Annotated in this window: 18 protein-coding genes; all 18 read right to left on the bottom strand. The window is 37.1% G+C overall.

Going from position 1 to position 15556, the window contains the following annotated elements; all coding sequences use genetic code 11:
• Positions 1–71 precede the first annotated feature (71 nt).
• Positions 72–1295: a bifunctional folylpolyglutamate synthase/dihydrofolate synthase gene (locus tag NMG63_RS08210; protein ID WP_013853396.1), complete on the bottom strand. Its 1224-nt coding sequence runs from the start codon at positions 1293–1295 to the stop codon at positions 72–74.
• Complete coding sequence (locus NMG63_RS08215) at positions 1280–1939, bottom strand: uracil-DNA glycosylase (RefSeq protein WP_003774489.1); 660 nt, start codon at positions 1937–1939, stop codon at positions 1280–1282. The genes NMG63_RS08210 and NMG63_RS08215 overlap by 16 nt, the downstream gene beginning before the upstream one ends.
• Before the next feature lie 48 nt (positions 1940–1987).
• Positions 1988–3448: an LCP family protein gene (locus NMG63_RS08220; protein WP_013853397.1), complete on the bottom strand. Its 1461-nt coding sequence runs from the start codon at positions 3446–3448 to the stop codon at positions 1988–1990.
• Positions 3449–3480: 32 nt separating this feature from the next.
• Positions 3481–5034: an ABC transporter substrate-binding protein gene (locus NMG63_RS08225; RefSeq protein WP_003774485.1), complete on the bottom strand. Its 1554-nt coding sequence runs from the start codon at positions 5032–5034 to the stop codon at positions 3481–3483.
• Between the two features lie 2 nt (positions 5035–5036).
• On the bottom strand, positions 5037–6032 hold the full coding sequence (gene fni, locus NMG63_RS08230; protein WP_238000166.1) for a type 2 isopentenyl-diphosphate Delta-isomerase: 996 nt from the start codon (positions 6030–6032) through the stop codon (positions 5037–5039).
• On the bottom strand, positions 6033–7067 hold the full coding sequence (locus tag NMG63_RS08235) for a phosphomevalonate kinase (protein WP_238047843.1): 1035 nt from the start codon (positions 7065–7067) through the stop codon (positions 6033–6035). It abuts the gene before it with no gap.
• Complete coding sequence (gene mvaD / locus NMG63_RS08240; RefSeq protein WP_013853401.1) at positions 7054–8004, bottom strand: diphosphomevalonate decarboxylase; 951 nt, start codon at positions 8002–8004, stop codon at positions 7054–7056. The genes NMG63_RS08235 and mvaD overlap by 14 nt, the downstream gene beginning before the upstream one ends.
• Entirely contained in the window at positions 7997–8944 is a 948-nt protein-coding gene (mvk, locus tag NMG63_RS08245; RefSeq protein ID WP_115355094.1) for a mevalonate kinase, read from the bottom strand. The genes mvaD and mvk overlap by 8 nt, the downstream gene beginning before the upstream one ends.
• A gap of 123 nt (positions 8945–9067) precedes the next feature.
• Complete coding sequence (gene nusG / locus NMG63_RS08250; protein WP_013853402.1) at positions 9068–9604, bottom strand: transcription termination/antitermination protein NusG; 537 nt, start codon at positions 9602–9604, stop codon at positions 9068–9070.
• 1 nt (position 9605) lies between these two features.
• A complete protein-coding gene (gene secE, locus NMG63_RS08255; protein WP_003774473.1) occupies positions 9606–9788 on the bottom strand; it encodes a preprotein translocase subunit SecE in 183 nt (60 codons plus the stop codon).
• A 12-nt stretch (positions 9789–9800) separates the two neighbouring features.
• A complete protein-coding gene (gene rpmG, locus NMG63_RS08260; protein ID WP_016357467.1) occupies positions 9801–9959 on the bottom strand; it encodes a 50S ribosomal protein L33 in 159 nt (52 codons plus the stop codon).
• A gap of 61 nt (positions 9960–10020) precedes the next feature.
• A complete protein-coding gene (locus NMG63_RS08265; protein ID WP_254006930.1) occupies positions 10021–10548 on the bottom strand; it encodes a sigma-70 family RNA polymerase sigma factor in 528 nt (175 codons plus the stop codon).
• A 104-nt stretch (positions 10549–10652) separates the two neighbouring features.
• The gene (gene rlmB, locus NMG63_RS08270; RefSeq protein WP_254006931.1) at positions 10653–11363 is read right to left on the bottom strand and encodes a 23S rRNA (guanosine(2251)-2'-O)-methyltransferase RlmB; all 711 of its coding nucleotides are present in this window, start codon (positions 11361–11363) and stop codon (positions 10653–10655) included.
• Entirely contained in the window at positions 11363–11737 is a 375-nt protein-coding gene (locus NMG63_RS08275; RefSeq protein WP_254006932.1) for a Mini-ribonuclease 3, read from the bottom strand. The genes rlmB and NMG63_RS08275 overlap by 1 nt, the downstream gene beginning before the upstream one ends.
• 1 nt (position 11738) lies before the next feature.
• Positions 11739–13076 carry a cysteine--tRNA ligase gene (gene cysS, locus NMG63_RS08280; RefSeq protein WP_254006933.1) on the bottom strand — a complete coding sequence of 446 codons (1338 nt, stop codon included), beginning with the start codon at positions 13074–13076 and terminating at the stop codon, positions 11739–11741.
• A gap of 114 nt (positions 13077–13190) precedes the next feature.
• Entirely contained in the window at positions 13191–14195 is a 1005-nt protein-coding gene (gap, locus tag NMG63_RS08285; RefSeq protein WP_013853403.1) for a type I glyceraldehyde-3-phosphate dehydrogenase, read from the bottom strand.
• 80 nt (positions 14196–14275) lie between these two features.
• A complete protein-coding gene (locus tag NMG63_RS08290; RefSeq protein ID WP_254006934.1) occupies positions 14276–15187 on the bottom strand; it encodes a GNAT family N-acetyltransferase in 912 nt (303 codons plus the stop codon).
• Between the two features lie 22 nt (positions 15188–15209).
• Positions 15210–15482: a hypothetical protein gene (locus NMG63_RS08295; RefSeq protein WP_254006935.1), complete on the bottom strand. Its 273-nt coding sequence runs from the start codon at positions 15480–15482 to the stop codon at positions 15210–15212.
• Between the last annotated feature and the right edge of the window lie 74 nt (positions 15483–15556).

Genomic DNA, 15556 nt, shown 5'->3' on the forward strand with positions numbered 1-15556 from the left:
GATTCATCATAAAGTGATAAATCATCTTGGATATTTTATTTATTTCACCTGTCTACTTGACAGGGAGCAGTTCAAATTGACTTGCTTTTTTTTATGAGATAATCCCGTGCTTCTGAAATAAAGTATAAGGATCCGGTAATGACACAAGTACCGTTATTTCGATGCTTCATTCCTGTATCAATCGCTTTATATTGATCTTCGATAATGGTGACATTATGTCCGAATGCTAATTTTTCAGCACGCTCCGATCGATAAAAATCGAATTGAGTAATAATCACTTCGTCGAATACGGATTCGAGTTTATTAATCATAAGCGTATAGTCTTTATCTTTAAGTGCGGTAAAGACCGCAACCCATGGTCTAGGAAGCATTTCCATACTTCTCACGAGCATTTCAATGCCCATCTCATTGTGAGCACCATCCACATAAACACCATCCAAGACGGGCTCAAAACGTCCCGCCCATGACGCACTTGCAATTGCATTTTGAATCGTTTTTGTATCGACGGTAATATGTGGTAATGCTTTTACAAGATGAATAGCCAGACTTGCATTGCCAACTTGGTAAAGACCTTGATTTTGGATGACATAAGGTTCTTCTAATACATCAAAGTAATACGCCAACCCCTCCCGTTTAGGTTCAGCTATCACCACTTGGTGCATATTTGTTTGTTTTAAATTGGTAAAGTAGCTAAACACCTCCAAACATGAATCTTTACGTTCTGTTGTGAAAAACGGAACATTCATTTTAATGATACCTGCTTTTTCTGCAGCAATCTTCTCAATGGTATCACCCAAAATATTCATGTGGTCAAGACCAATATTCGTAATTCCAGTAATAACAGGTTGGATTACATTGGTAGCGTCAAGACGACCCCCAAGTCCAACTTCATAAATCGCATAATCTATGTCATTATCAATAAAATATAAAATGGAAATAAGAACATCGATTTCAAACATACTTAATTGGTACTGATCCCAAAATGGCTCCGTAACATTAATATACATTAATAAATCAGAATCACTAATATTTTCATTGTTGATGCGAATACGATCATTATGTACCGTAAGATGCGGTGACGTGAAGGTCCCTACAGAATACCCAGCTTCTTGTAGGATAGCACGTGTATAGTTTGTTGTTGAACCTTTTCCATTGGTTCCCCCAATATGGATACAAGTAAGTGAATCTTGAGGATTCCCCATATCTGCTAAGCATTGACGAAATAAGTCAATGCCATACGTTTGATTTTTACGTTTCATAAGCGCATCAAGCGCTGGTTCTATTTGTCTAAACATGTAACACTCCAATTAATTTCTTTTTGATTTCGTTCGTAAAGTAAGGCATTAATTTTCGAAAATGGGCGTGACCCAATAAATCCACGATAAGCTCCAAGTGGTGATGGGTGACTTGATTCAATAAATTGATGATGATCTTTAACGAGTGATTTTTTGGCTTGTGCCTTTTTTCCCCACAAGACAAAAATTATCGGTTCTTTACGGCACCCGAGTTCCGAAATAACACGATCTGTGAATTGCTCCCATCCAAGCTGCCCATGGGACATGGGTTCACCTTCTCTGACTGTTAGTAATGTATTAAGAAGTAAAACGCCCTGTTTTGCCCAAGCGGATAAATCACCATGTTCATTTTTTATACCAAGATCGGATTCCAATTCTTTGTAGATGTTTACCAAACTCTTTGGTAATTTTTGATCTTTGAAGACTGAAAAACTCATCCCCATTGCTTGACCGGGTTGGTGGTATGGATCTTGTCCTAAAATCACAACCCTCACGTCTTCAAACTTTGTGTAATCAAAGGCGGTATAAACCAGATCTTTGGGTGGATATATTGTGAATGCTTTTCGTTCGTCTTCGATTTTACGTTCAAGCATTTTAAAATACTCTTTTTTCATTTCTTCATTAAATAATTGTTCCCAGTTCATAACGTCCTCCTGTACATTTCTAAAAAATAAAAGCCAGATATCTGGCTTTTATTCACTTACTGAAATTACTTCATGACGTTCCATTGCCTCAATATAGTCGTGAGCTTGACGGACTGTATCATAATTTGGTTCCATTACATAAAGTGCTGGACCCGGCATTGAATACGTCGTTGTACTTGAACTTCCAGTTCCTGTTACTGCATAAGATTGAATATCCCAATCTGACATATCATTAATTTGTTGTTTTATTAATTTCTTAAAGTCACTCTCTTCCATACTCATTTGGAATGAGTCGGAAACTGAATTTAGAATAGAAGTATAGTTCGTAATAATTGCAGGTGACATTGCTTTCTTAAGAATACCTGTAATAAGTGCTTGTTGGTTTTTTACACGGTCATTATCTCCGTTTGGAAGATTGTAACGTTCACGTGCAAAGATGAGACCATTACGACCATCAACATGGTTAATGCCTTCATCAAAATAGACACCCGCAAACGATTGGAATGCGTATCGTGAATAGACATCAACGCCACCCAATGCATCGATAATTGTTTCTACTGAACTAAAGTTAACCTTAACAAAATAGTCAATATCGATATCAAAGAGATTTTCAAGTGTTGCCATTGATTCCCCAACACCATAAATTCCAGCATGGGTTAATTTGTCATAAGCTCCAAATGATGCCAGTTCAACGTGATAATCACGAGGAATACTTGTCAGTAAAATTTGTTTGTTTTTTGGATCGACCGTCATAATCATATTTACATCGGATCGTGATACTGATGATACTGGTCCATAGGTATCAATTCCTGTCACAAACATACTGAAGGTATCCTTCATAACATCAGCATTTTTGTTTTTGAAATCAACTTCTTCTTCATAAGCCACCGTACCAATAATGCGTGTCTTCTCATCAAAATCTTTGACCTCATCTTGAATAAAGCCACGATGCGCTTCACTCAACAAGATTACTTCTTGAGTGCCATCATATAAATCATTTGCGAGTTCTGTATAATCTTCGTAATCTACGATGTTAATATCTGATTTATACTTTTCATCAATTAACTTTTTCCCTTTAGTAATGTTTTTAGAATCAAGACGTGTGTTGGCACCAATTGGTAATTCCTTCACGTCTTCAATACTTTTATATTTTGAATCTTTCATGACCACTACAGAAATAACGTGTGTATCTTTATTTGCACCGGTTAATTTCCCTAAGAAACTGTTTCCGGTAACTAAATAACGTGTTCCAAGTAATAAGAGTAAACTTAAAATTAAGCTATACACCTTACCGAAATTTTTTAACTTACCGGGTTTGGTGAGCATGGTTATGAGCGCTCCAATAAGGAATAGAAGTAGGATAACCCCCACTATAATCATTAGATACTTTGTAGGAATTGCATTAAACTTGTAGATTGCATACAAAGTAACGAGTGAACAAAGTAAAAAGATTAAAATGATTACTTTGTCTCTGAATAATATAAATTCTTTTCGATTGTTTTTAGCCATGCTAACCTCCATCACAAATTTGTGATTATCAATTAATTGTCTTTCTTTTCTTCGTTTTCGGAAGAAGCATCATTCTTTGATTCTTCTTTTTTTGCTTCAAGTGCCTTTTTCTCATCTTCAGCTTTTTTGGCTTCTAATGCTTTTTTCTCATCTTCAGTTAAATCATTCTCCTCAATCCATTTGTTTGCAAGTGAAACAATTTCGGACTGAGCTTCATCAACCGTTAGTTTATGATCATAAAGATCTCTTAATATCGGCATGAAATCAACTTCTTTATAAAGACTACGTGCTAATTTGGTTGGATTATTATCCAATGCCATCACTGGTGGCGTATCATGGAAATTATACGCTCTCATTTTTTCAATGAGTTTCTTATCGGTAATTGTAAGCTCATCAAGGTGAATACGATGATAAATCGGCGTTTTACCCACAGAACTCTTGTAAGTTGATACCCCTTCTCCGCTACGCAAGATTCGAATTACTTCTGCGGCAGCAGATGGGTATTTAGTTTCTTTACGTGCGATATAACCATCAACCTCACCCATCGGAGACATCCGGTGCTTCATATACTCTGGATAAGGTGCATACACATATTCGTCCTTAGTACTCATCTCGTATTTATCGGCCATTTCAAAATCAGTAATAAGGCTAAAGGCTGAGCGTCGTTCGTAAAACGCTGCATCCAATTGCCATGGAAGGTCTTCTGCCTTCACATCTTTTGGTAATGTTTTATCCATTTTGTGGGTACTCATCGCTTCAATAAAGACGAGCCCATCTCTAAATTCTTGGGTTTCAAAGCCTGGGTCCGATCCTTTTTTCGTGAAATTCAACGTCCATCGACCACTGGTTAAGAAAGGATAAAAGGATTCTTGGTCTTTAAAGGATAATGGAAATACCATATCGGTCTTTTTAAGAATTTTATCGGAAGCTTTATAAATTTGATCCCATGTTTCAAAAACATCTGGTAATCCAGAATCATCTGAATCTTTTAAATCAAATCCTGCTTCTTCTAAAAGTGTTTTATTATAAACAAAGAGGCCCCCCTCGATACTATTTTGAACAAAATAGTATCCTTTGAGATTTATTGAATCTTGAAGTTGGACTGGAATTCTACTTCCAACGACCGTATCAAGGCCATTGCCTAGATTAACCAATTGATCTAAAAAGTAAACAGCATTTTTCTGCGAGGTTACCATTACATCGTAAGGGAGTCCTTTAGCCATTTGATCAATACTTAATGGTTCTTGGACAACATAACTAATCGCATCTTTATGTTGCGGATGCGTTTCATCCCATGTGGAAACTAAGTATTCCCCAAGCTCTTTATTTTCAACTTGTACGGTGAGTGATGCATTTTCTTCAATACTGAAATACTCGTTATCTTTATCGTAACACACCGTTTTCCCATCAACAGTACAACGGCTGTTTAAGAAAAAGAATGAGGTTGAAAAAACTGCAAGTAACAAGACTGCGACAACGCCAATAATAACACTCTTATTCTCTTTAGGATTTTTAACCAATCGTTGTTTTTCTTTCTTGTCGTTTGCATTTTCCTCAACGTGCACTTCTTGATGTTCTTGACTCATCCTTACTGCACCTCCTTCCCATGAATTGTATATTCAACATTTGGTAATTCTTTTATCGTTTTGGCACCTACTAAAACCATCAACTTTTTGAAGTCTTCCAGAAACATGGAGACTTCTTCAAGCATTGCATCTGATTCTAAATGAGCTGCCTTCAGGAAATATCCTGAAATTCCTACGGCTTGTGCGCCTAGAATTAAACACTTCATGGCATCAAGTGGGTTTTGAATACCACCGGATGCGAAAATATTACACTTTTCTTGGTACGACTTCGTCATTATAAGCGACTCTACGGTTGTAATACCCCAATCTGATAAATAATTATAGCGTTTACCTTGTGATCGTTCATTTTCAATCCAAACAAAATTGGTACCACCTCGACCACTTACATCAACATGTCGTACACCACAGGCATAAAGCTGCGCAACAGTCTTATCACTCATACCAAATCCTACTTCTTTAACAATAACAGGAACATCAACCGATGCCACGATTTGAGTAATGTTCTCAATCCAATGTGAAAAATCGCGATCCCCTTCATCCATAGCTATCTCTTGTGCAACATTAATGTGAATCCCTAATGCATTCGCATCAATCATTTTGATTGCGCGTTTTGCATCCTCAACCGTAGCATTCGCACCCACATTACCAATAATAAAACCCGAAGGGTTTTCATCGCGGACAACTCGGTATGACGACGCCAAGCTTGGATCATCAAGTGCTGCATGCTGCGATCCAACTGCCATCGGCAATCCAAAAATACGAGCAATTCTCGCTAGTTTTCGATTTAAAATTTCAGTTTTTTCACTGCCACCTGTCATTGCATTAATATAGATTGGATACTTCATCGTTTGACCTAAAAACTGAATGGACGCATCCACGTCACTCAAATTTATATTTGGTAAACTTTGGTGAATAATCCGTATGGTATCAAAATCAGATTGATACACATTTTGCCTTAGAGCAAGTGTTACATGTTCGTCTTTTCTTTTTGATCTCATTTACGTTTCATACACTCCTACATCTAGATATAGAATACCATGTTTTTCCCATTCGTGTACCAAAGTGTTCGCTTTTTCATTAAAGTTTTCAGATATCAATGCGAATCCACAATCACCACCACCAGAACCGGATATCTTCGCAGGAAAGTCGAGATTTTGTGCTGATTCGATAAGTGCTGTTAATTCATTTGTTTCGATATTAATATCAGCACGATTCCCTAATTCAAGCATCAACAATCTATAGTTATTAATCGCTTGGGAAAGCATCCCAAAATTATCTTGATTCCAAGCAATTATAAATGAATCGACAAAGCGATTGGCATCATTTAGAAACGATTCATAGTACTTTGGATTTATACTGTTTAATTCACGTGCTGAATCAACAAACGGAGCTGTTTGATTTACCGTACCAGTCCATCCTACACAAAGTTTGACTGAATTTGATATGAGCGGTTCAATCACCAATCCTGGCCACGATGTATGTACAAGATTCATATTACACATATCCTCAACGATCAACCAAGATTCATCATAGCGTTCATAAGCAACCAGACCTCCAAAACAAGTAGAGGCTAAATCACCACCAGAACTCATTTCACCCACAATAACTTGAGCCATCACCGAGAGTTTAAAAAGTTCTAATGAATCTAAGTTAACATCGTGAAGTTTTAAGATTGCATCAATTACTGCCACAATCACGACACCACTGGAACCAAATCCATACTTTCGTTGATTATCCGAATCCAGTTCACTTTCAATATGCATTTTGAAAGAAATCATCGGCTTTTTCTTAAATTTTAAATAACGTCTCGACATTTCAATTGCAGCTTTCACATGAACTAAATTATCATTCTGCATAAAAATTTCAGTGCCTTGAAGATCACCATAGCGACTGTTCACCTCAAACTGCTCTGAAGGTTCGATATATACATTTAGAAACCGGTCAATAGCCGCAATAACTGCTTTTTGTCCAGGTTCCATAATTGCATACTCACCCATAAGAAACAGTTTCCCAGGAAATTTAGAGTGAATCATGAACTGAAACCCCCACTCCCGGTGCACATACCACTGTGTTTATACCTTCTAACTCATTAAGAATTGCATCAACATGGTCTGAGGTCGTCATTATCTTTACATTCGGACCCGCATCCATTGTGAAGAAAGCAGGTATTGATTTTTGTAAGGTACGAACTTTATTCATAATTTCGACTGTTTGAGGTTCAAAATACCACATATTTACAGCCATCAAAGATGCATGCATCCGTAGCGCATTCCCTTGAGCAATTGCTCCCACAGTCCAAATATCATGGTCTTTTAGAGCCTGTTCAAGTAAAACAATATCTTTTTCTGTCTGTTCAACCCAAGCTGGGTAATAGACTGATGACTCAACCGTTGTGTTCATCGCTTGACTGCTTAAAAATGGTTTCTCCTGATCATTAAGGATACAGACAATCATTCGAAACTCAGGCCAAGGATTCATCGCTATGGGTTGAGCAAAACTATCAAGATCCCCAGTCCCTCGATTCCACCTAACAAAACCACCATAAATTGAACGGGAGGCACTGCCAGAACCCAATCTTGCACAACGCGAAACTTCTTCATCCGATAAATTAAGATGCAAAGTCGCCGCTTTCGCAAGCGCAGCAAATGCGGACGCAGAAGAAGCAAGACCAGCAGCCTTCGGAACAGCATTCGTCGAATGAATTCGCGCAAAAGAAGGTATATCATAACGCTCACGTAAAGCGTTCATATACCAAACAACACGATCTTTTTCCTTACCTTCTACTAAAACGCCATCCAGGATAAATACATCCTCAGTAAGCGCTGAATCATAATCTACACTTGTTTCTGTATAAAATTGATCTAAAGTCAACGAAAGACTTGAATTGTGCGGTATTTTTAATTCATTATCTTTCTTGCCCCAATATTTAATTAAAGCGATATTAGTATGAGCACGAACTGTTTTATTCATGAATCTGTTTTCCATTTAGATTATAAGACCAAGTATCTACCGCACCCGCTTCTTTTAATTTTTGAGATACATGAATTGAATCCGATTCATTTGCGCACAAAGCAATAATACAACCACCTTTTCCAGAACCCGTTAATTTAGCGCCTAATGCACCTTCTTGTAAGGCAACGGCTGTCAAGTGGTCTAATTTTTCATTACTTACGCGGATTGTTCTTAAAACTTCATGAGCAAGGTTCATACAATTTCCAACCTCACCAACATTTCTTGTTTGAAGATGAACACGTGTTTCATTCGTTAAATCAGCCAATTTATTCATAAGCGATTCAACATAATCAGGATTATCCTTTAGCATTGCATTCACTTCCGATACCGCAAGACGTGTTTGTCCGGAATCACCGGTATCAGCAACCACAAGAATTGCATCCATATCAACTTCGATAACCTCACCCCGTTTACCGCGTTCAAAAAACACAGGTTTTCCCATCGCAATGGTATTCGCATCCAAACCGCTCGGATTGCTGTGATGGATGCGTTCGGCAACAGATACCAAATAATTTAAGTTTTCGTCGGATAAGTGAATTTTAAATGCATCAAAAAGACCACGAACAACAGATACAGAGACAGCGGCACTCGAGCCCAATCCTCTTTGTGGTGGTAATGTTGATGTAATTGAAATATGAAGACCATAGTTTTCTTTATTCATAAATTTTAAAGTTATTGTAATCAATTCCTTGATGCCCGCAATCACAGAAGGTGAACTTGATAAAGCACCTTGGTAATAGAGACAGTCAATCGTGGTTTCCTTTTGATGGAAATCCACTCTAGTCTCAATGCGTGCGGAAGCAAAAGGTAATGCAATCGCTGGCTTACCATAAACCACTGAATGTTCACCCATTAAAATAATCTTTCCGGTCGCAGACCCAATTCCGTATAGACTCATATAAACACCTTCCAAACATAAATAGCATCTATATTATACATCATAATTCTTAAGATTTTCCAATTCACATTAATTCATATAATTGTGGACAAAAAAAAGCGAGCTAAGCCCGCTTTAGAATTATTATAATGCTTCAATATCTGTATATGAAATCTCAGTCGGAGTCTCACGACCAAATAAAATCGTAAGAATCATTGCTGTTTGAGAATCATTATTCATACTATCAACAGTTCCTTCAATACCAGCGAATGGACCTGAAAGAATGCGTACTGTATCGCCTTCTTTGAAATTAACGATAAGTTTTTGATCACTCATACCCATGCGTCTTAGGATTGATTCAATCTCTTCATCTGAAACTGGGAATGGTTTTGCACCACCACCTGATGAACCGATAAATCCTGTAACCCCTGGCGTATTACGAACAATATACCACGCTTCATCCGTCATAATCATTTCTACGAATAAATATCCTGGGAATAAGTTACGAAGTTTTTCAACTTTTTTACCATTCTTATATTCAATTTCTTTTTCTTCAGCTACAAGAATTCTAAATAAAGCATCTTCGATACCCATTGATTCTACGCGTCGTTCTAAGTTTTCTTTAACACGGTTTTCATGTCCTGAATAGGTGTTAACAACATACCATTTTTTTTCTTCCATTTTATCCACCAATTCCAATCAATTTCAATGCTGCTACTAACACAACTTCTGTTAGTAAAAAGTAAGCTACAAAAAACAGAACAAAACATAAAACAATTGTTGTGTTTCGTGTCATTTCCTTACGAGTAGGCCATTTGATTTTATGGATTTCTTCTTTAATTCCAGCAAAACTAAACCAAGCCATAGCATTTACCTCCTATTTTGTCTCTCTATGTAATGTGTGTCTTCCACATCGTTTACAAAATTTTTTTATCTCAAGTCGTTCCGTAACACTTGAATGATTTCGAAAAGTAGAGTAGTTACGTGAAAGGCAGTCAGTACATACCAAGATTACTTTTTCTCTTTTATTTGTCATTAAAAAACCCCACTTTCGTGCTCCCTAACTTTATCACAATCACAGTGGGGTGTCAATGAACTCACATGTGGGAAACATCCCGCATTGCAACGAGACGACGCCTCACTTTTTGAATGATATTATCCACATTTTTCGGTGAAATATTAAATCGATCTGCGATCTCACGATATCCAAAACCTTCTTCACGCATAGTATAAATCATTCGTTCTTTTTCTGAAATCGTTTCAAGTACTTTCCGTTCTATTTTTCGCGCATCATGATAATGAGCAACCACAACCGGATCACTTGTGATATCTTGTGACTCAATCATATCGGCAAGATATACCGATTTATCTTCTGTAACAAACAAATCTAAAGACCACTTACTGTCTAAAAGTTTGTATGATTGTGATCGACATTTTCGTAATGCTGTACGCATCGTCGAAATTACACAGAGGTTTACATAATATGCAAATCCTACATCTTTTATTTCTTTAAAGGTATATATTGCATCATAAAACCCTAGAAATCCTTCTTGAAATAAATCTTCGATACTAATTCCGATAGGCTTTTGTTGAGTATAAAGTTCATATGCTCTTTTCCAAAGCAAGCGCTTGAACTTCCCATAACTATATCCAATGCATCTTCACTATTCTGGTGAATCATATAAAGATACTCAAAATCGCTTATCATGCAAATCCCCCCATCACTGCATTATTTTCGGCGACGTACAATATCAAAGAGCAATACACCCGTTGCGACGGATACGTTTAATGAATTAACGCTTCCTTGCATTGGGATTGTGGTTAATATATCACACTCTTTTTTTACCAATCGTGAAATTCCTTTACCCTCGGAACCCACAACTAATACAAGTGGCATATCAACATTAAATTCAGTATAATCAACTGCTTCAACTGCGTTCTCTGCAGCCACTACCCAATAACCGGCTTCTTTAAGTTCAGTAATTGCTTTAACCATATTCGTAGCTTCAGCTACTTTTACAGTATTAATCGCACCTGTAGAAACTTTCGCAACCGTTGATGTTAGTCCAACACTTCGATGTTTTCCAACTACAACTCCATCGACTCCACATGCATCACACGTTCTTAAAATCGCACCTAAATTGTGAGGATCTTCAAGTTGGTCACACAAGACAATAAGATTGTTCTTTGCGCCTTGAATAATTTCTTGAAGTGAGTGATATTTGTAGTCTTGAATTTCAATTACGACACCTTGGTGCACACCATCAGCCATTTTATCCAATCGAAATTTATCCACAAACTGCGCACGAATTCCTTGTTCTTTAGCGAGCGCAACAATTTCTTGGTAATTTCCTTTATTGAACAAATATAAATTCTTTGGTTTCTGCCCACTTTTTAAATATGCAGTGACCGTATTTTTCCCAAAAATGTAATTCGACATTATATTTCCACCGTTTCTATATATTCTTTCCAAAGTTCATCCAAACGCTCTTGATGGCCTTCCATATGGAGATAACCCCATAATGCTTCAAATCCTGTTGCAATCCGATATGACATAACATCCGCATTTTTAGCCATCGATGCACTCTTCGCATTTCTACCGCGTTTATAAATTCCCATTTCTTCTTCAGTCAGCGCATTACGGTCTAATAATGTTTTCATATAATTTGCTTGCGCGATCGCGCTCACGAATTTAACCGAAGTTTCTTGTAATTGTTTTGTTTTTGTAATTCCCTGTTCAACTAAATATTGTCTTACTTGAAGGGACAAAACAGCATCTCCAACAAAAGCCAAGACATTTCCTGAATGCATCATATTATAATAATCCTCGTTCTATGAGTTCCCCGCGATAGCGATCTGCATCATCAAAATCCTTACGAGCTTTTGCTTCATTCCATTGTGTAAAGAGGCTTCGTGCTTCTTCATCAAGGACGATTCTCGTATAAGAAATACCCAACACTTCCAACATCTTCTCAACCGAAACAATAAACTTCGAGACATCACTCGCATCGATTTCTCTTTGACGAACCGCTGCATTTAATTGTTTAACCGTATCAAAGAGTACGACATTCGCATTGGCTACATTTAAGTCATCAGACATTGCATCCATAAATTGATTAAATCTTAGTTCGTCATGATTCGTACCAATTTGATATTCTAACTTTTCAAGCTCAATATAGGCTTTATTTAAGCCTTGGAAGATGCGATCAAGTTCTTTGCGCGTTTGTTCGACAAGTTCTTCCGTAATATTTAAAGTGAGACGATAATGTGTCGATAAGAGTAACCATCGTGTAGCATTTTCACCCAGTTTATCAATAAACTCTTGTGCCCACATAACATTACCAATGGACTTACTCATTTTCTCCCCATCAATATTAAGCATAGCATTATGAACCCAATAATTTGCGAGATCATGGTTGTGAAGCGCTCTACACTGCGCTGACTCATTTTCGTGATGTGGGAACTTTAAATCTTGTCCACCACCATGAATATCGATTATCTCTTGTTTAAACTCATTGTTAATCATGACCACACATTCTGTATGCCACCCGGGTCTTCCTTTTCCCCAAGGTGCATCCCATTTAATCCCATCATCATTTGTATCTTTCCACAATACAAAATCCAATGGATTTTCTTTATTACTATTCTCTTCGATGCGTGCACCAACCATCAATTCATCAATATTTTGTGAAGAAATAGCTCCATATTCTTTTGCCTTAGACACACGAAAATAAACGTCTCCATTGGACGCATAAGCATAATCATGGTCAATTAAGTCTTGGATAAATGCGATAATCTCTGGCATTGTATTGGTTACTTTTGGAGTCGCTTGTACATGATCAGCATGAAGTCCTTTTCGAACTTTTTCGTACGCTTCGATGTATCGATTTGAAATAACAGATTCATCAACACCTTCTTCCGATGCTTTTTTAATGATTTTGTCATCAACATCAGTATAGTTTGATACAAGTTTTACATCGTACCCTAACGTCTCTAAAACACGTCTTAATAAGTCAAACACGACAATGGGACGTGCATTTCCAATATGTGCGTAGTTATAAACGGTTGGACCACATACATACATGGATACCTTACCTTCCTCGATGGGTTTAAACTCTTCAAGGGAATTTGATTTTGAATTATATAACTTCATAATAGCCTCCAAACCTTTGCAATAAGTATATCATAAATAACCTTTATTTATGCACACTTCAAACATAAAAAAAGCTATCCAAATGGATAGCTTTCTTGATCATAATTGAATCAATTAGAATTTTGAAGCAACGTAATGTGCTGTACGTACTAATTGGTTTGTGTATGATGCTTCGTTGTCATACCATGAAGCAACTTTAACTAAGTTAACACCACCGATTGATGAAACTTTTGTTTGTGTTGCGTCAAATAATGAACCGTAGCTCATACCAATGATGTCTGTTGAAACAAGTTGTTCTTCAGTATAACCGAATGATTCGTTAGCTGCTGCTTTCATAGCTGCGTTTACTTCTTCAACTGATGTTGCTTTTTCAACTACTGCTACTAATTCAGTGATTGAACCAGTGATTACAGGAACACGGTGTGCTCCACCATCTAATTTACCTTGTAACTCAGGGATTACTAAACCGATTGCTTTAGCTGCTCCTGTTGAGTTAGGGATAATGCTTTGTGCAGCTGCACGTCCACGACGTAAGTCACCTTTAGCATGAGGACCATCTAATGTATTTTGGTCATTTGTATAAGCATGGATTGTTGTCATTGTTCCTGAAATAATACCATACTTGTCATTTAATACTGCAGCCATTGGAGCTAAGCAGTTTGTTGTACATGAAGCACCTGAGATAACTGTTTCGCTACCGTCAAGAATTTCATGGTTTGTGTTATAAACAACTGTTTTGATGTCGCCTGTTGCTGGAGCTGAGATAATAACTTTACGAGCTCCTGCTTCTAAGTGCATGCCAGCTTTTTCTTCAGTTGTGAAGAAACCTGTACATTCGATAACTACGTCAACACCTAATTCTTTCCAAGGTAAGTTTTTAGGATCGCGTTCGCTTAAAACTTTGATTTCGTGTCCGTCGATTACGAAAGCTCCGTCTTTAACTTCGATATCATGTTCGAAACGTCCTTGTGCTGAATCATATTTTAATAAATGAGCTAATGTTGCTGCATCTGTTAAGTCGTTGATTGCCACGATTTCCATGTCTTTTGAACCTGTTAATAAACGTGTTGCTAAACGACCAATACGGCCGAAACCGTTAATTGCTACTTTAACTGTCATAGTGTCTATATCCTCCTTATAATTGACATTCTTATTATATACCATCTCAACCAATTGTCAATTGTGAGCCAACTAACAATCTATAAAAAATCCCTATTAAACAGTGGCTTCCCAAAGGCATGGAACGCCGAATACGCACTGATAATTTTTATATGATACAATCGTTCAAATAATTCCTTATCGTTTACGCGTGCTATTAGAAATGGTGCCTTCACGCGTTGTGCTTCTGTAAATATTTTGTCCAAGCGTTCCGACACTGTAGCGTGTAGGCGTACATCTTGCACAGAGCGCGAAACAAAGGCAAGAAGCCTTACCAATGAACCACTCTTATCATAACAGCATTCCAATACTTCGACTGAATGTGGGCCATTCGTAACGATTGCATAAGCAATCAACACACCGTTTTCTTGAAGACCAATAATTTGACCATTCTGTTCTCTCATTGTTTTCTTGAGTTTTCCAAAATAATTTTCATCACGAACACAATTCCCTGTGAAATGACTTGTGAAACGACGGTACACTTCTAACAGACTTTCTGGACTGGGATCACGTACAATCCCATCCATTCCTAAAGAAGGCAACGAAACAGCTGGAATGGTATAAATATAGTTTTCCACAACCGTTTCAAATCCAAATGGTTCAAACCATTCTGGATGATCCGTATGACATAAAGTAATAATGTCTGTTTTCGAGACTTCTTCCAATATTGTTTCAATAAGTGATGTCATGGTTTCAAGCAAAACATTTGGCCTCATAAAACTCCCTATCAAATAGGATACTTTAATGTTTTTATCATGTAACGATAAAACCTTATCATGAACTTGGATCGAAGCTAAGATTTCATTATGATTATTTTTAGATAAGTAACACTGATCCTCATGATAAAAATTATTAAAATATGCATCGACAGAACCACGATTTAAGTTTGGAAACGCATCTTTCCACAACATTTGTAATTCTTTTTTATCTGTGCTGACTGCTTTTGAAATCATGAAGCATCCCCTCCCTTAATTATTACTTGTTTTCTTTATCTGTTACATCACGCGTTGTATACTCAACATCAATGACATCACCATTGTGGTTATCAGAATATGACGCATCTGAATGTGTGCTTTGGTTTTCGTAGAAATCTCGAGTACTTCCTCGAGGACGACGCACTTCTTGGATAACACGTACAATCGTACTAATTACCCAAATAATTACAACAAGACCCACCAGTTGAGGTAGAATCCTGATAATAATCATTGTTATAAAGAATAAAATTAAAAATGAAATAATTGAACCCATAATAAATACCGCCTTTTAATAATTATAACACGAAAAAAAATGTCTAATACATTTTTAGCGTGCTTCACCAATCA

Source organism: Erysipelothrix amsterdamensis (genome assembly GCF_940143175.1).
In the GTDB taxonomy this organism is placed as follows: Bacteria; Bacillota_I; Bacilli_A; order Erysipelotrichales; family Erysipelotrichaceae; genus Erysipelothrix; species Erysipelothrix amsterdamensis.